At 62.0% G+C, this 17,225-nt stretch carries 14 protein-coding genes and 1 pseudogene; 8 read left to right on the forward strand and 7 right to left on the reverse strand.

What is annotated here, in order from left to right; genetic code table 11:
- Positions 1 to 625 (reverse strand): M81 family metallopeptidase (locus AC3WLT_RS08005; RefSeq protein WP_492591362.1); only part of this gene is annotated, 625 nt, incomplete at its 3' end.
- A 40-nt stretch (positions 626 to 665) separates the two neighbouring features.
- Positions 666 to 1,934: an MFS transporter gene (locus tag AC3WLT_RS08010; protein WP_492591514.1), complete on the reverse strand. Its 1,269-nt coding sequence runs from the start codon at positions 1,932 to 1,934 to the stop codon at positions 666 to 668.
- Between the two features lie 357 nt (positions 1,935 to 2,291).
- Between AC3WLT_RS08010 and AC3WLT_RS08015 the strand changes: the two genes are divergently transcribed.
- From AC3WLT_RS08015 to AC3WLT_RS08045, 7 genes are all read left to right on the forward strand, one after another.
- Positions 2,292 to 3,794, forward strand: a complete 1,503-nt coding sequence (locus tag AC3WLT_RS08015) for an amidase (protein WP_492591363.1) — start codon at positions 2,292 to 2,294, stop codon at positions 3,792 to 3,794.
- Between the two features lie 98 nt (positions 3,795 to 3,892).
- On the forward strand, positions 3,893 to 5,119 hold the full coding sequence (locus AC3WLT_RS08020) for an urea ABC transporter substrate-binding protein (RefSeq protein WP_492591364.1): 1,227 nt from the start codon (positions 3,893 to 3,895) through the stop codon (positions 5,117 to 5,119).
- 24 nt (positions 5,120 to 5,143) lie between these two features.
- A complete protein-coding gene (locus AC3WLT_RS08025) occupies positions 5,144 to 6,010 on the forward strand; it encodes a branched-chain amino acid ABC transporter permease (RefSeq protein WP_492591365.1) in 867 nt (288 codons plus the stop codon).
- Positions 6,007 to 7,110, forward strand: a complete 1,104-nt coding sequence (locus AC3WLT_RS08030; protein WP_492591366.1) for a branched-chain amino acid ABC transporter permease — start codon at positions 6,007 to 6,009, stop codon at positions 7,108 to 7,110. The genes AC3WLT_RS08025 and AC3WLT_RS08030 overlap by 4 nt, the downstream gene beginning before the upstream one ends.
- Positions 7,107 to 7,823, forward strand: coding sequence for an ATP-binding cassette domain-containing protein (locus AC3WLT_RS08035; RefSeq protein WP_492591367.1), 717 nt, complete (start codon positions 7,107 to 7,109; stop codon positions 7,821 to 7,823). Before AC3WLT_RS08030 ends, AC3WLT_RS08035 begins: the two co-directional genes overlap by 4 nt.
- 12 nt (positions 7,824 to 7,835) lie before the next feature.
- Positions 7,836 to 8,540, forward strand: a complete 705-nt coding sequence (locus tag AC3WLT_RS08040) for an ABC transporter ATP-binding protein (RefSeq protein ID WP_492591368.1) — start codon at positions 7,836 to 7,838, stop codon at positions 8,538 to 8,540.
- A gap of 102 nt (positions 8,541 to 8,642) precedes the next feature.
- Complete coding sequence (locus tag AC3WLT_RS08045; RefSeq protein ID WP_492591369.1) at positions 8,643 to 9,341, forward strand: GntR family transcriptional regulator; 699 nt, start codon at positions 8,643 to 8,645, stop codon at positions 9,339 to 9,341.
- 97 nt (positions 9,342 to 9,438) lie between these two features.
- Here AC3WLT_RS08045 and AC3WLT_RS08050 read toward each other — a convergent pair whose 3' ends face one another.
- From AC3WLT_RS08050 to AC3WLT_RS08060, 3 genes and pseudogenes are all read right to left on the reverse strand, one after another.
- Positions 9,439 to 11,043, reverse strand: coding sequence for a CoA-transferase (locus AC3WLT_RS08050; protein ID WP_492591370.1), 1,605 nt, complete (start codon positions 11,041 to 11,043; stop codon positions 9,439 to 9,441).
- On the reverse strand, positions 11,040 to 11,780 hold the full coding sequence (locus AC3WLT_RS08055) for an enoyl-CoA hydratase/isomerase family protein (RefSeq protein WP_492591371.1): 741 nt from the start codon (positions 11,778 to 11,780) through the stop codon (positions 11,040 to 11,042). Before AC3WLT_RS08055 ends, AC3WLT_RS08050 begins: the two co-directional genes overlap by 4 nt.
- Positions 11,781 to 12,259: 479 nt before the next feature.
- Positions 12,260 to 13,447 (reverse strand): annotated as a pseudogene (locus tag AC3WLT_RS08060) (porin).
- 171 nt (positions 13,448 to 13,618) lie between these two features.
- On the opposite strand from AC3WLT_RS08060, the gene AC3WLT_RS08065 reads away from it, so the two are divergent.
- A complete protein-coding gene (locus tag AC3WLT_RS08065) occupies positions 13,619 to 14,548 on the forward strand; it encodes a LysR family transcriptional regulator (RefSeq protein WP_492591515.1) in 930 nt (309 codons plus the stop codon).
- 29 nt (positions 14,549 to 14,577) lie between these two features.
- Here the strand turns inward: AC3WLT_RS08065 and AC3WLT_RS08070 are convergent, their stop codons facing one another.
- Positions 14,578 to 16,110, reverse strand: a complete 1,533-nt coding sequence (locus tag AC3WLT_RS08070; RefSeq protein WP_492591372.1) for an amidase — start codon at positions 16,108 to 16,110, stop codon at positions 14,578 to 14,580.
- Between the two features lie 125 nt (positions 16,111 to 16,235).
- On the reverse strand, positions 16,236 to 17,159 hold the full coding sequence (locus tag AC3WLT_RS08075) for a LysR family transcriptional regulator (protein ID WP_492591373.1): 924 nt from the start codon (positions 17,157 to 17,159) through the stop codon (positions 16,236 to 16,238).
- Positions 17,160 to 17,225: the final 66 nt, after the last annotated feature.

The following is a 17,225-nucleotide window of genomic DNA, read 5'->3' on the forward strand; positions in this document are numbered from 1 at the left end:
GGACCAGCGTGCACATCGCATTGATCGGTATCAGGAATGGCAGGCGGCGCCAGGCGCAGCGCCACCGCTCGCCAGCCAGACGCGCGCGCAGCAGACGCGCCGCCCGTCGGCCCGTTTCCGCCATGTCGACATGCGGATAAGTCCGATAGGCCACGATCGCGTCGGCTGTTTCAAGCATGCGCCGCGTAACGTTGGCGTGCAGATCCACCGACGCCACCAGCGGTACGTCAGGTCCGATCACCGCGCGCACGCGCGCCAGCAGTTCGCCCTCACCGTCGTCCGCCTGTTCGGTCACCATCGCACCGTGAAGGTCGAGATACACTGCGTCCGGGAGGGACGATCGAGAGGCGTCAACGATCTCGCCGGCAATTCTCTCGAATGCTTCGCGCGTCACGTGCGCGGATGGCCCCGCACCGGCCCAGAGCACCGGGATCAGCGTATGACCGTCCGGCTCGATTTCGTTGATGAAGCCGCCGACCGGAATATTGATGTGCCGCAACTCGAGCATCTGCTCGCCGCGCTTCAGCGAAGGAAACGTCTCGCCGTTGACGAAGTTCTGATAATGCGCCTTGAGCGCGACAAAGGTATTGGTTTCGTGCTGGAAGCCGGCAATGAGAATTCGCATGGAAGATGAACGTTCGTGGATCGATGGGTCGTTGCATGGGTCATTGGGTCGAATCGACGGGCAGGCGGTTCGCAATCGTCAGGAGCGCCCCGGCAACCAGCAGTCCGACCATCACGAACAGTCCGGCCGTCATCGTGCCGGTCATGTCTTTGACGCAGCCCATGATGGTCGGACTGAGAAAACCGCCGAGCAGCCCAACGGTATTGATATAGGCAATACCGCCCGCAGCTGCGTCGCCCTTCAGGTAGCCAGATGGCATCGCCCAGAACACCGCGTACGCGGCCCACATCAGTCCGGTCGCAACCGTAATGCTGATCAGCGAAACCGAAAAGTCGCCGGGATACAGCGCGGCGATCGTCAGGCCTACAGCGCCGCCGAGAGCCGTCAGCGCGCTATGCCAACGGCGTTCGCCGTAGCGGTCCGAACGCCGGCCGAAATAGACCATGCCGATGATTGCGGCGACGTACGGCAAAGCCGAATAGAGTCCTATCTGCAGCATCGATTTGAGGCCGGCCGCTTTCAGGATCGTAGGCAGCCAGAAGCTCACCGCATAGATGCCACAGATTATGCAGAAGTACGCGAGCGCGAGCACGGTCAGGCGCGGATCGGCAAGAACCTGGCGAAACGAATGGTGACGGCCCGGCGGGACGGCAAGATCGTCCCGCAGAAGGATCTTCTGACGCGCGCTCAGCCAGGGCGCGTCGTCCGGCCGGTCGTCCATGTACCACAGCGCAAGCGCGCCGAGTACCACGCACGGTAGTCCTTCCAGCAGGAACATCCACTGCCATCCGGTGAGCCCATGGGCGCCTGCAAAGGCCGTCATGACCCAGGTGGACAAAGGTCCGCCGAGAATCCCCCCGATCGGACTCGCGCACATGACGATCGCGATCACGCGCGCCATACGGTCCCTCGGATACCAGTACGTCAAGTAGAAGATCATGCCTGGCGCAAAACCGGCTTCGAATACGCCGAGCAGAAACCGGACCGCGTAGAACACGTGTTCGCTACGGACGAGCAGCATTGACGCAGACGTCAGCCCCCATAGCACCGTGATCCGGCTGATGGTTCTGCGTGCGCCGACCTTGGGCAACGACAGGTTGCTCGGGATTTCGAACAGCACATAGCCCAGAAAGAAAATTCCGGCGCCAAGCCCATAAGCCGTATCGGTGAGGCCGATGTCAGACTGCATCTGCAGCTTGGCAAAGCCGATGTTGATGCGGTCCAGATACGCGAACATGTAGCAGATCATCAGAAACGGCAGCACGCGCCATCCTATCTGGCGGTAAAGCGCGGCCTTTTCCATGTTCATTCCGGCGTCGGGTCTCGGCGCGTACAACTGCTTCCCGGTTGTTTCACCCAGTACTTTCATCGGTTCCCTCTTTCAGGCGTGGCGTGGAGCTGGCTACATGGTCGTCATCCAAAAAACGCCATGACAACAGCAAACGTCACCACCCTGCGCTGCCCAAAAGGCAGCACAGGGCGCCTACTTCCTCATTCGGCGCTGGCGCCAGCACGCGATCGGCAATCCAGCTTCGCTCATTAGTTGACTTTATTTTTTGACGCATCTAATTTGCCGACATGTGACATATCAGATGTCGATGGATTGCTACTGTGCGCGGCGCGACACCGTCGCGCTCCGAAAAAAGTCATTGGACAGGAACTCATCATGTCAGTGCGTCGCCCCAACCTGAGTGAAATCCGAAACCTTGCCGAGCAAAATCATTTCGACGTCGGCGCCGACGAGGAGAGCGCTTATGGCGCGCTGTTCGAAAGGGTTCTACAGAATTACGACGCGTTGGCGCAATGGCCGCTCGCGCCCATCCCGCTGAAATATCCACAGCGCAGCACCGGTGAACGCCCCGCCGATGCCGACAACTTCTGCAACGCGATCGTTCGGCGCTGCTCGGTACGTGGCGCTGCCGCAGGCCGGCTCGCCCAGGTACGCGTCGGCCTCAAGGACAGCATCAGTCTCGCGGGCGTGCCGCTCACCTGCGGTTCGCGCGTGTTCGACTACACGCCGGCGCAGGACGCCACGATCGTCACCCGCATACTCGACGAGGGAGCCAACATCGTTGCGATCCTGAATATGGACAATTGCGCGTTCTCCGGTGCGGGCGACACCAGCGCCTACGGACCGACGTTCAATCCGCACAGTAGCGCGCATCTCGCGGGCGGTTCCTCGGGTGGCTCCGCCGCCGCGCTATTTGCTGGAGACATTGATCTGACCATCGGCTGCGACCAGGCAGGGTCGATCCGCATTCCAGCTTCCTGGTGCGGCGTGGTGGGCATCAAGCCGACCTTCGGACTCGTGCCGTACACCGGCATTCTCGGCTTCGACCTGAGCTTCGATCACACAGGCCCGATGGCGCGCACAGTACGCGAGGTCGCGGTGGCACTCGACGTGCTGGCCGGTAAAGATTCCTTCGATCCGCGCCAGGGCATCGTGCCCCTGCAGCACTACACCCATGCAGCCGGCGCAATCGACATCAGCGGACTGCGCATCGGCATTCTCGAGCAAGGCTTCGGCACCGACGGAGCGGAAGACGACGTTGACGCGTGTGTGCTCGATGCAATCAACGCGCTGAGCGCGCGCGGTGCTACCGTCGTGCGCGTGAGTTGCCCGGCGCATTCCGCCGCCGGCGCCATCGTCTGGGGGGTGTTTGCCGAGGGCGTCAGCGCGACGTTCCAGAACAACGGCCAGGGACATCACTGGAGCGGCCGCTACGATCCCGACCTCAGCGTTGCGTTCGGCACGGGCATGCAACAACGCGCGCAACACCTGCCGATGCAGGCGAAATTCAACCTGCTTCTCGGCTCGTACATGCGCGAAAACTACCAGGGACGCTTCTATGCGAAAGGCCAGTCGCTACGCGCGGCATTGCGGGCCGAATACGACCGGCTGCTGCAGGACGTCGATATCTTGGTGACCCCCACCACGCCGATGAAAGCCCACCGGTACAACCCCACTCTGAATGCGGAGGAACTGGTGGTGGCCGGCTGGAACATGGTCGCCAACACGGCGCCATTCAACATGACCGGCCATCCGTCGCTGAGCGTGCCGTGCGGCGTATCGCAAGGGTTACCGGTCGGCATGATGCTGACCGGCCGCCACTTCGACGATGCCGCCTTATTGCGAGCCGCCGCCGTCGTCGAAGCGGCAACCCGCTAGCGGTATTTCGCAATGCGTGCCCCCTTCTCCGCGCCGGCAGCATGCAGGCGCGTCTCCCGCTTCCCAGGTCCAGAACGCTTTCATATGGAGTCCAAATAATGGATCGTCGTACGTTCATCAAGTCCACCGCCGCAGCCGTCGCATCGACCGCAGGCGCCGGCATCCCATTCGCCGCCTTGGCGGCAGACGAAATCCTGGTGGGCAGCATTCACGACCAGTCTGGAGGAATGGATATCTACGGCAAGCCGATGCTGGATTCCCTGACCCTCGCGGTCGAGGAATGGAATGCCAAGGGCGGCCTGCTCGGCAGAAAGCTGAAACTGCTCTCTTACGATCCGCAGTCGAATCTGCAACTCGCCACCCAGTTCGCGCAGCAAGCCGCCTTGCGCGACAAGGTCGCGGTCGTTCAGGGCGGCATTACGTCCGCATCGAGAGAGGTGATCCGTCCGGTGATGAGGCGCTATCACACGCTCTACTTCTACAACACGCAGTACGAAGGCGGCGTTTGCGACCGCAACACATTCTGCACGGGTGTCACGCCCGGACAGACGACCGCAAAGCTCGTACCCTACGCAATGAAGCAGTGGGGCAAGAAAGTGTATGTGATTGCCGCCGACTATAACTACGGTCAGATCGCGTCGCAATACATCAAGAAATATGTACTCGACAACCAGGGCTCGATCGTCTCCACCGACTTCTTCCCGCTTGACGTGACCGACTTCGGCGCCGTCATCTCGAAGATTCAGGCATCGAAACCCGACATGGTCGTATCGGCGCTCGTGGGCGGCTCGCATATGTCGTTCTACCGGCAGTGGGCTGCATCGGGCATGCACAAGAAGATTCCGCTCGCCTCCACCACGTTTGGCACCGGCAATGAGCAGATCACCCTTTCGCCGGCGGAATGCGACGGTTTCCTCGTCGCATACAACTATTTCCAGAACCTCGACAACCCCGAGAACCGGTCATTCAAGCAGCGCATGCGCGCACGCTTCGGCCAGAACTATACGAGCTTCAGCGAGTTTTCGGTTGCCACGTATCAAGGCTTCAACCTGTGGGCCGAAGGTGTGAGCAAGGCAGGCTCGCTGGACCGGATGAAAATGATCGAGGCGCTCGAATCGGGCATCGGCTTCGCCGGCCCGAGCGGCAAGATCAGCATCGACCCGGCTACTCACCATTGCACGCTCGACGTGAGTCTCGCCGAAGTCAGGGCAAAAGACTTCGACGTCAAGCAGACCTTCCCGCAGCAGCACCCCGGCGACATGAGCGCTGTCTGCAATCTGAAGAAAAATCCTGACGACAATCAGCAGTACGTCATCAAACTCTAATCGTCACGCGCAGCAAGGACGGCCATGGATATCTACCTCGTCTTTCTCGTCCAGATCCTGTATGCGATTGCGTCGCTCGTGATCGTGTCGGCTGGCCTCGCGGTCATCTTCGGCATGATGAAGGTGATCAATCTCGCGCACGGCGAGTTTATGATGCTCGGGGCATACACCACGATCATGGCGACGCGACTGGGCGTGAGTATCTGGCTCGCGATCTTCGTCGTCGCGCCGCTGGCAATCGGCATCGCCGGGATCGTCGTGGAGCGGCTTTTCATCCGGTATCTGTACGGCCGCATGGTCGACACCATGCTCGCCACGTGGGGGCTGTCGCTACTGCTCACCGGCATCATGACCGCAGTAGCGGGCAATACGACAGTGGGGATTTCAGCGCCGCTCGGCAGCGTGTCCGTTGGCAGCTATTCGATCAGTCTGTACACGCTGGCGGTGATCGGCTGCGCCATCGTCCTGACGCTGCTGTGCCGCTGGGTCCTGTTGCGCACGCAATGGGGCCTGATTGCCCGCGGCACGATGCAGAACCCGGCCATGGCGGCCGCGCTTGGCATCGATCCGTCCCGTGTGTATTCGCTGACGTTCGCTGCCGGCGCCGCGCTCGCCGGCTTCGCCGGCGCGTTGGTGGCACCGCTCACCGGCGTGGTGCCGACAATGGGCGCGGCATTCATCGCGAAGGCATTCATCACCGTAATCAGCGGCGGACCGGCCGTGCTAACGGGCCTCGTTAGCGCCGCGTCGCTGTTCGGCACGGTGAATCAGCTTGCCACCTTCGGCACGACGCCGGTGCTCGGAGAGGTCGCGCTGCTGGTCGTCGCTATTGTCATGCTGCGGCTGCTGCCGCAAGGCATTACTGGCCGCTTCCTCAAGGGATCACTATGAACTCGTCCGAACCTGTCTCGCCGCCTCGCCCGGGTGCGATGGCACGCTACCGGCAATCGTGGGCTAGCGCCGGCGTGTCCGCCGCCGTGGCCCTCGGATTGATGGTGCTTCTGCCGCGAATACTCGATGACTTCACGCTGATTCAGGCAAGCGTCTATGTGGTGATGTCGATACTCGCGCTCAGTCTCGGCTTTATCTGGGGCTTTGGCGGCATTCTGTGTTTCGGCCAGTCGGCGATGTTCGGCATTGGCGCATATACCTATGCGATAGCGGTCGGCAACCTAGGCGACAGTACGGTGCCATTGATGCTGGCGATCGCGGTGCCCGCCCTGTTCTCGGCCCTGCTCGGCTATGTCATGTTCTATGGCCGCATCTCCGACGTGTATGCGGGCGTCACCACGCTCACCGTCACGCTGATCCTGTTCAATCTGGTCAACTCGACCTCCGGCCCGGAATGGAAAATCGGCAATACGCTGCTTGGCGGCTTCAACGGCATCCCTGGCATCGCGCCGCTGAACTGGCCCGGCCAGCCCGACTCCGTGCTCGAACCGCGTGGACTGTTCGAGTTTGCGATGGGCGCGTTGCTGCTGATCTATCTCGGCCTGCGCGCCCTGTTGCGTTCGAAGACCGGCCGTGTGATCGTCGCCGTGCGCGAAAACGAACAGCGTGCGTCGCTGCTCGGTTACGACACGCGCGCCTACAAGCTGCTGGTCTTTACCATCGGCGGCGCGATTGCAGGGCTGGCAGGATGCCTGTTCGCCACGTGGGGCTCGTTCACCAGCCCCAATGTATTCGGCCTCGCACAGTCCGCGCAGATCATCATCTGGGTCATGGTCGGCGGCGCCGGCACGCTGGTGGGTCCGGTGCTCGGCTGTGTGGCGATCCAGTGGCTGACCGCGCAGATCGGCACGCAGCAGACCGTCAACGCCAGTCTCGTGCTTGGCGCAATCCTGATGGCCACCGTATTGCTGCTACCCAGCGGGATCGTGCCCAGTTGCGGAGCGCTTATCGAACGGATCATCCGCCTGCTCGCCAAGAGACCCACCGCGCACGATGCGGCGCCAGGCAGCACCTCTTCCGCACCGGAGCGCTCCGCATGAACGCTTTACTCGAAACGCGAAACCTCAACGTGCGCTTCGGCGGCGTGCACGCCGCCCGCGATATCAACTTCACGCTGGCCGAAGGCGAGTTGCGCTGCGTGATCGGGCCGAACGGCGCCGGTAAGAGCACGTTCTTCAAACTGCTCACGGGCCAGGTGAAGCCGACCTCGGGTGAGATCCTGTTTCGCGGGCAGAACGTCGCCGGTGCGCAGCCTCACACGCCCGCCGCGCTCGGAATCGGCATCAAGACACAGGTGCCGAGTCTGTTCAACGGCCTGACCGTGTTCGAAAACGTCTGGCTTTCGGTACGCCGCAAGCGTTCATCGGCAGACGCTGCGCGCATCACGCTCGAGACGCTCGAGCGTGTCGGCATGGCGCCGTATCGCGACGCTGTGACGGGACTGCTCGCGCATGGTCAGCGGCAGTGGGTCGAACTGGCGGTGGTGATCGCGGCCGACCCGCAACTGATCCTGCTGGACGAGCCCGCCGCCGGGATGAGCGATGCTGAAACGGTACGAACCGCCCAGTTGATTCTCGAGATCAACCGGCAGCACGCCGTGATCGTCGTCGAGCACGACATGTCGTTCATCCGACGCATTGCGAAACAGGTGACGGTCCTTCACCAGGGCGCCATCCTGATGGAGGACACGCCGGAGCGCGTGTTCGCGAATCCGCTCGTGCAGCAGATCTATCTCGGCAAGAAATCACACTGACAGGAGCCGGCCATGCTGGACGTTACCGAACTGCGTGCGGGCTATGGACCTATCCCGGTACTGCACGGCATCTCGTTTCAGGTCGCCGACGGCGAAGCCGTAGGCATTCTCGGGCACAACGGCATGGGCAAGACCACGCTGTTGCGCACGATCGTGGGCGCACTGCGCGCCACCCACGGAAGCGTTCTGCTGGGCGGCGAGGACATCACCCGGCTGCCCACTCATTCGCGCGCCCGTCTCGGGCTGGCCTATGTGCCACAGGGGCGCGAAATATTTCCGACCCTCAGCGTGCTCGACAACCTGAATATGGGCGCCGTCAGGCAGGGCCCGTCCAAGGCAGAGGTGCTCGATACCTTGCTGGAAGACTTTCCCCGCCTCAAACCGCTGCTGCAACGGCCCGGCGGTCAGTTGTCCGGTGGCGAGCAGCAGTTGCTGGCGCTCGCGCGGGCGCTCGCCGGCAAGCCGCGCGTGTTGCTGCTGGACGAACCGACCGAAGGCATCCAGCCTTCCATCATCGAAGAGATCGCCGAAACGCTCGTGCGGCTACGCGCGAAAACCGGTCTGTCGATCGTGCTGGTCGAACAGAATCTCGAGTTCATCGTCTCGGTTTCCGAACGGGTGCTGGTCATCAAGCGAGGCAAAATCAGCGCCGAAATTCCGCACGAGCATCTCGGCGATCCGCAGCTCATGAACGAACACGCCGGCGTGCACCTTTGAGTGCTGAACGGGTTGCGAAAAGCCGCGCCCACGCCGATTGAAGCCGTAGCTGCTCACTTGATATACTAGTCGCCGACTCGTTCTATACAGGAAGGCAATCGAATGACATCCAGAAAGGCCGTCCCGGTGCAGGAAGACGATCCAGCGGCCGACCAGCTTTTGACCGATATCGCGTTTTCCCGCATCGAACAGATGATCGTCACGCGCCAATTGCCGCCGGGGCACATGGTGTCCGAAGTGCAGCTGGCCGACGAACTCGACATGGGCCGCACGCCGGTGCGCGAAGCGCTACAGCGCCTTCGTCAGCTCGGCTTTGTCGAAATGCGGCCGCGACGAGGCACCTCGATCTGCAATGTCGACGTACGCCAGCAACTCGAATTGCTCGAAGTACGCCGACCGCTGGAGGAACTGATTGTCCGGTGCGCCTGCATGCGGGTCACGCCCGCCGAACGCACGGAACTGAAACGCCTGGCGAAGCGGATCGTCGATGCAGCAAAACGCAAGAACGTCGACGAGTATTTCCAGGTCAACCGCGCCATTCACGACGCTCAGGTACGCGCCACGCACAACGCGATGTTGTCGCATACGATGCTGGCCATCCACGCGCAGTCACGGCGCTTCTGGTATCAGACCGTTGAAGAGGCCGATGCATTTCTCGAAGCGGCCAAATTGCACGCTGCTGTACTCGAAGGCATTGCCGCTGGTACGACGGCGGAGGCCGTCGCTGCGTCCGCCGACCTCATGTCGCTACTCGACCGGCTGACGCGCTCGGCGCTCGATTCCTTCTCCCTCGCACAGTGATAAAGACGCCGCGTGGGCCGGGCCGGCTCGCACGGAATGGAACCCGCGCGGAAAGTGCTACTGGACGCGCGGCGCCGGGCGCCGCGCGACTATGCTCCTAGGCCAGTTCGGGTTGCGAAAGCCGCGCAGATACGGGAGCGGGATCGAACAGCCGCGCATCCATCAGCGGTAGCGGATCGAGAATACGGGCAGGCGGAAAACTCATCAGACGCAGTATGTCGTTTTGCAGATCGGCGCCCGGCGCGATCTCGATCAATACAAGCCCCTCCGGCGTGACCTCGAACACCGCACGCTCGGTGACGACCAATGCGCTCTGCCCACGCCGGGCCCCTTCGGCTACCGAATAGGTAATGCTCTGCGCGTCCGCGACAAACTTGCTTACCTTGCCCTCCTGAACGATTGACATGCGGCCGTCCCGATAGGCGATGTCCAGACCTCCGGTGGTAAAAGTGCCCGTGAAAACCAGACGCTGCGCATTCACCGCGATGTCCGTGAATCCACCGGCACCAGGATTCGCACGCCCAAATTTGCTGACGTTGACGACGCCGCGCGCATCGAACTCGGCAAACGCCAGCGCAGCGAAGCGGCATAGGCCTCCGTCGATCGCGTCGAACTGGGACAGTCCGTCCATCAACGCCTGTGGATAGAGGTTCGCGGAGAACTGCCAGCCGTTCATCACGACCCCGCCGTATGAGCCATGCTCGGTGGTAAACCAATAATCGTCGGGCGCGTTGACGAGATCGATCTCGCCTTGCTCCAGCATGACGAGCGGCACGTCGGCGGCCGCGCCGAAGCCGAAGATCGACAACTCGCGTTTGCGGACTTCCTGAGCCGCGCGCCGCGCGATCACCTTGTCCGGGCCAAACGGAATGTCGGGAAGCCGGCCGGTCCCATTGCCCGCCTGCAGATAGGCCGAATCGTAGGGCGTATCCGTGCTCATCATCATGTCCTCATCGACGACCAGCGCATCGACGAACATGCCGGGCAATCTGACCTCCGTGGCCACGCGTACCCCTCGCGGGACGATCCGGCGTACCTGTGCGATCACGCGCCCGCCGCTGGCTCTGGCAGCCAGCGCGAGCGCCAGACCGGCGGAGACGAGGGGTTCGTCTTCGAACGACAGGTTGCCAAATTCATCGGCGCTGGAGGCACGAATGATTGCTACATCGATGTTCCATGCCGGATAGAACAGCAGCGTTTTCCCTTCGAAGTCAACCTTGCGGATCAGATCGTCGCTGCACCGCTCCGTAAACTTTCCGCCGCCATGATCGGGATCTGCGTAAGTACCGATGCCGATATGGGTAAGGTAGCCAGTGCTCTTGCGCGCCACCTCGCGCAGCCAGTGCATCGACGCACCGATTGGCCACGAATACGCCTCCACCTTGTTCGCGCGAATCAGCTCCATCAACGCCGGCCGCTCGCCCGTAGCCGGATTGACAGGGTTGATGTAGGAGCCCGACACGATCCGCTTCATCAGACCTTCCTGCGCTACGTGATCCATGCCGCGGATGCCGACTGCGTCACCCGTACCGCAAGGAAAATAGAACGTCAGGTTGCGAGGCGAACCGGTCTGCTGGAAACGCTCGCCCAATGCCTTCAACGTCGCGTCGGGCACGACCCAGCCGATAACGCCGACCGAGGCAACGGTCTGGCCGTCGGCAATCGAGGCTACGGCATCGCTTGCGGAGATCACTTTGCTCATGACTTGCTCCCGAAGCGTAACAGCGTGGCCTTTGCCCGCGGTGCTGCGCAATTGCGGGCGAAATGCTCAGCTGCCAAACGATCCAGCCTTTCACCGTCCAGACTGACGAACGGTTCGAAGAAGCGCTTACATGAGCGCACCGCATCGCCGGGCAGCGCGGCAAGTCTGGACGCCAGCGCCAACGCTGCCGCATCGACACCGCCTTGCTCCGCCAGATAGTCCGCGACGCCGAGCCGGTATGCTTCGGCACCGTCGATCGCATCCGCGCCCCACGTCAGCAAGCGGGCCTTAACCGGACCCACGCGCGCGATCAACGCCTGCAAACCCCACGGCGGCAGCCAGCCGTTCGGCACTTCGGGGAGATGCCAGCGTGTTGCGGGCGCAGTGACCACGACGTCACACGACACGGCAAGAATGAAACCGCCACCCAGCGCGTAGCCGTCCACCGCGGCGATCACCGGCTTCGACATCGCTGCGATGAATCGGGCAACACGTGCCGTTTCGAGTTCGTGATCGCACATGCCGTCGATCGACAAGGTGCCCAGTTCCTTCAGATCGCTACCGGCACAGAACGCCGGCGGCTCCGCCGACAGAACGATTGCGCCGACGGTTTCGTCCCGCTGCGCGTCGCGCAAGCCCTCTTCGAATTGCCGGATCGTCTCCGAGCCGAGTGCGTTGCGGCGTTCAGGCCGATCCAGCATGAACTGCCGTACGGCTCCCGTTTGTGTTGCCTGCATGTTGACCCCTTCAATGTAATCAAGCGCCAGCCGGGGAACAGGCGCAAAAGTATGCATATGCCTGCGACGGCGCACGTCGCAGTTGCGCGCAAACATCGACACCCGATTAGTCGACCGCTGACATATCAGAAGACGACAGAATAGTGTGGCCGCTTCTCCGCTGTCAAGCGGGTATGTTGCCCATGCAGAACAGCTGAACGATCGACACGATTCCTACTATTCGCGGCTAACGTGCGTTTTTTTTGTGCCGAAGAAACAATGCAGACATAGAGACAGTGGCTGAACGCGCTTTATTGATGCGAATTCTGTTCATGATACTCTTCTACCATTCTGCTGACATATCAGAATGCACATCGATCAACCAGAATGACTGGGGCGTGACAAATGTCTGCGCCGATGTCGCCTGATGCCGCCTTGTTCCAGCGAGCGAGGAAGCGGCCAGCGCGCACTCCGGGTCGGCCTCCTCGCCGCAGTCTCGCCTAGAAGCGGTGGCGGATGCCAGACATCACAACGACTTGGCGGCTGTTCGACGAGGCACCGGCAACGGCGATTGCGGCAATCTTCTGGTAGGAACCATTACGCAACGTGCTTGCGTCTCCGGCGGCGATCTGAAATCCGCCGGACACGTAGAGCTCGGTGCGCTTGCTCATCAGATAATCGGCGCCAAGCGTGAACTGGTGCCACTGTGGATGAAGCGACGCTCCATTTGTCTTAGGGAGACCGCTTGCATGACCGTCGGTGAACACATAGTCCGCAACCAGTTGCAGCGGCGTGCTGATCCGGTAACGCACGCTGCCCTCGTAGTTGTTCAGCCGCCGCGACGCGCCGTCGTTATAGTCGAGTTGGACGTGGCTGAAACTGAGGGCAGCAATCAGCGCTCCGCTTGTGAAGCTACCACCCGCGCCGGCGATCTGCTGGCGCGCCACGCCGCCGTCGATACCGTAGAAAAAGACCGTGCTGTAGTCGTCGCCGTTCGTGGTCGACGCCCCGCCCACTGCGCCACTCGTATTGGTCGTCGAATTCGAATGATTCAGCAACTGATAGCCGGCGCCGACCGAGAACGGACCATTGACATAGTTTGCCGCGACGCTCCACGCACGGTTGTTTGCGAAGCCGCCGGTACCGCCGGCCGCCTGATTGCTGAGCGCATACATGCCCTGCATGGTGAAGCCGTAAAGCGTTGGCGAACGATACTTGATCGAGTTGTTGATGCGCACGGATCCGTCGAAGTTATCGCTGTCGCCGATATGCGTGGCCGGCACCCACCATCCCGATGCGGAATACGGTGCGGCAAGCTCGGTCAGCGCGTCGTACTGCCGGCCGAACGTCAGCGTGCCATAGCGGCCGGTGCTGAGCCCCACCAGCGCCTGACGGCCGAACATCCGCCCTGCCTGTCCAAGTGCGCCATTGACTCCGTTATACCCATTCTCGAGAACAAACAGCGCACGCAATCCGCCGCCGAGATCCTCGTCTCCACGCAGGCCCCAGCGATCGCCACCAAGACGTCCGGGAGCGAGCTAAACCGCACTGCCGCCGTTCAGGTTGTTCGTGTACATAATGCCCGCGTCTACGATGCGATACAGCGTGACCGAGCTTTGCGCCATCACCGCCTGGCAACCGAACAGCGTCGCTGCACACGAAATTCCGTAGAGAGTAGCCTTCTCCATTGATTTGTATTCCTATATTTATCATGAGTGACAACGGCATGAGCCGAGCGAGGAAGTCCCGCAGATTCCGTAACTTCGGCGCTATGCTCGCCAGCCAATAAAATCCTCTGCAACAGCAAAATCAGGCTATTTGCGCTGCCGACCTGGCAGCGCCGGGAGAATCAGATGGGCATTCGCGAAATCAACCAACGCCGCCTGCGTTACTTTTACGAGGTTCTGTCCAGAGGATCGATACGCGGCGCAGCCGATGCGCTCAACACGGCTTCGTCCGTGCTGACGCGGCAGTTGCGTCTTCTGGAGGATGAGGTCGGCGCGCCCCTGTTCGAGCGCGGCAATCGCGGCGTTTCTCCCACAGAGGCCGCGCATGCGCTGCTCGCGTACTGGCGTGGCTGTCAGTCGGAGCGCGAGGCGCTCGAAAGCACGCTGCAGGATCTCAAAGGACTGCAGATGGGCAGCGTCAGAATCGCGACGAGCGAGGGCTTTGTCGAGTCGCTGATGGATGACGTCCTCACCCCCTTCATCAACGACTATCCGAAGCTCGATGTGACGGTCAGCGTGATGCCGGTGAACGACGTCGTGAGCGAGGTCGCGAACGATGTCGCCCATATTGGGCTGGCATACAATCCGCCGCCGGCCCCGCGCGTGGTGCATCGGGCGAGTGGATGGAATCCCGTCAGACTGGTCGCGTCGCGTGAGCACCCGCTCGCCGCGCGCACGGCGCCGCTACAACTGGCGGAGGTCGAGGCGTGGCCGCTCGCACTCATGACGTCGGCATTCGGGCTGGGGCAGATCGTGCGCATCGTCGCGGACATGGAGCATGTGCGGCTCACGCCCACCCTCACCTCAAACTCCGTGACCGCCTTGAAGCGGTTCGTACGCACGGGCCGAGGCCTGACCTTTCTCGGCAGGTCCACGACGCTGCTCGCGCCGCTCGACCAGGATCTGACGGCGATCGACCTCGCCCATCCCCTGTTCAACTCGACTTATGCGCGAGTCCTGGTCCGCGAGGAACGCCACCTGTCGAAAGCAGCGGCAACGCTGCTCGGGCTCATCGTCGAGCGCATGCCGATTTTCAGCGCTACGCCGCATGGCGAGCGCTGAACCGATATGGCCGGCCCGCGACTGCGGAACTACTGCGCGTAACCGGACTGTTCGAATCGCCAGGCGGCGGCCAGTAGCGTGGCTTCGTCGAAGCGCCTGCCGACCAGCATCATCCCGACAGGCAAACCGTCCAACGTGCCGCACGGCATGCTCAATGCCGGATGGCCCGATGCGTCGAAGGTCGCGGTGTTGTTCATCATGTTGAGCGCAGTGCCGAGATACGTATCGAGAGAGCCGTCGGCCTCGAGCGGCGTCGGCAATTGCGGCGTGGTCGGCATGACCAGCACGTCGACATCCCGGAGTACCGCATCGTATGCGGCGCGCAGCGTGCGGCGCAGGTTCTGCGCCCGCGCATAGTGAATGCCGCCGTCCGTTTCGTGCAGATAGGCGCCGAGCAGAATCACGCTTTTGACCGTGGCAGAAAAGTCCGACGCCCGCTCGCGGCGCGCGCGAGCATAGTGAGCAATCAGACCGACGTCCTGAAAGCCGGCCGGCCCGTGGCTGACCGAATTGTCACGCACCATCGTGCCCCATGCGCCCTCTGTCGCGATGCCGGTCCAGATGTCGAGCCCGTGCCGATGCAGCGGCACCGAGACGTCGTAGACCTCACACCCGGCACCGCGCCATTTTTCCGCCGTCTGCCTGGCGAGCGCATCGACTTGCGGATTCGACACGCCTTCCCAGCCGAAGCCTTCCTGCAGGATGCCGATCCGCAACTTTCGCCCGGGCTCATTCAGGCCCGCGCTGTACGACGGTCGTTCAAACGGAACGTCGATCTGGCGCGAATCGAGCCCGTCCCGCCCCGCCACCACATCGAGCAGGCACGCAATATCTTCGACCCGTGTGCCCATCGGCCCAAGATGATCGAGACTCGGCTCAATCGGGAACGCCCCGGTATAAGGGATCAAGCCCCACGTCGGCTTTAGGCCGATGATGCCGCACCACGAAGCGGGAATTCTGACCGAGCCGCCCTGGTCTCCGCCGATCGCCATGTCGCATTCGCCGCTCGCAATCAGCGCTGCACAACCGCTGGACGATCCTCCCGTCATATAGCCAGGCGCACGCGGATTCTCGACGTAGCGCGGATAGGATGTGTGGGACCCGCCTGAAAAGCAGAGGTTTTCGCACACGGCCTTGCCGGCGACCATCCCGCCCGCCGAGAGGATGCGCGACACGACCGTCGCATCCTCTTGCGGCACGAAACCTTCGAGCAGCGCACTGCCGTTCAGCATCGGCGCGCCGGCCACCGCGACATTGTCCTTGATAACGATGCGCTTGCCGGCGAGCGGTCCGGACGTTGCACCTTGCAGCGACATCTTCCAGGCCCAGCCGCCGTGTGGATTGTCGGCATCGGCAGGCCGCGCGCCCTCGCGCATTGGCGACGGCGTAGCTGCTATCTCGCCATGCAGCCGCTCTATCTGGGCGTATGCCTGCAAACTCTCGTCAATCGATGCCGTATACACACCCAGTTCTTCAGGCGATATCTGAAATCCATACTCGTCTGCAATTCGCAGCAACTCGCTCGCTTCCGGCACTTCCGGCACTTCCGGCATTCCTGACATGACACTGCGCTCCTGTGACATCGTGAAATGGAAGGTGCGACGCAGCCACGGGAAATATTCTGTCGTCGATTACCATCCGATTAACATATCACGCAGATATCAATATCACAATCGCGATGTGTCGCTCAGACGCGCAGCTTTCCCTGAGGAATCACCCGCTGCGCGACCGTCTCGCAGATCCAGTCGACGAACACCCGGACCTTGTTCGCAAGATGCCGGTTGGACGGCCACGCAACGTGCAGCGGGACAGAGCCGCTCGACCATCCCGGCAACACCTTTACCAAGGCGCCTGAATCAAGATGAGCCTGTGCAAGAAATGCATACGTCGTGACGATGCCGAGCCCCGCCAGGCCGGCAGCAAGCGCTGCGTTCGCATTGTTCACCGATATGCAGTGCTGGCCCGCGATCTCGATGCGATCATCGTCACGACTCAGCTCGTACACGAAGTGTCGGCCCGTACGAGGCGACGCCACCTGCACCAGCGAGTGCTCCATCGCAAGGTCCTGCGGATGCGAAGGCATGCCCTGACGCTCCAGATAGTCGGGCGACGCACACGTGACGAGCGGCAGATCGCCGAGATGCCTCGCGATCAGCGAGTCGCTCAGTAGCGGACCCACGCGCAGCACGCAGTCGACGTTTTCCGAAATCAGGTCGATGGACCGGTTGTTGATGCCGATCTCCAGTTGAATCTCCGGATAGCGTGCGAGGAAATCCGGCAGCGATGGAATGACCGCCATCGTCGCCAGCCAGTCCGGAGCCTCGATCTTCACCTTGCCTTGCGGCGTCGCGGAAGCGAGCGCAATGCCGGAGTCAAGCTCGCTGAGAGACTCCATCAACCGGACCGCGCCTTCGTAGTAAGCGGCTCCTTCCTGGGTCACGGTGAGCCGGCGGGTTGTACGGTGCAGCAGCTTGACCTTGAGTTCGCTCTCGAGTTGCTGTACGAGACGTGTCACGGTGGACTTCGGCATGTCCAGGAGGTCGGACGCCTTGCTGAAGCTGCCGGAGTCCACCACGCGTATAAACGTTTGCAGAGCCGTGAATTTATCCATCTCGATCGCTTAAAGGCATGTGGGAATGATCGACGCGGAAACCGGAACACACGCCATTGTTCCAGC

This window comes from Paraburkholderia sp. FW306-2-2C-D06C (genome assembly GCF_058781505.1).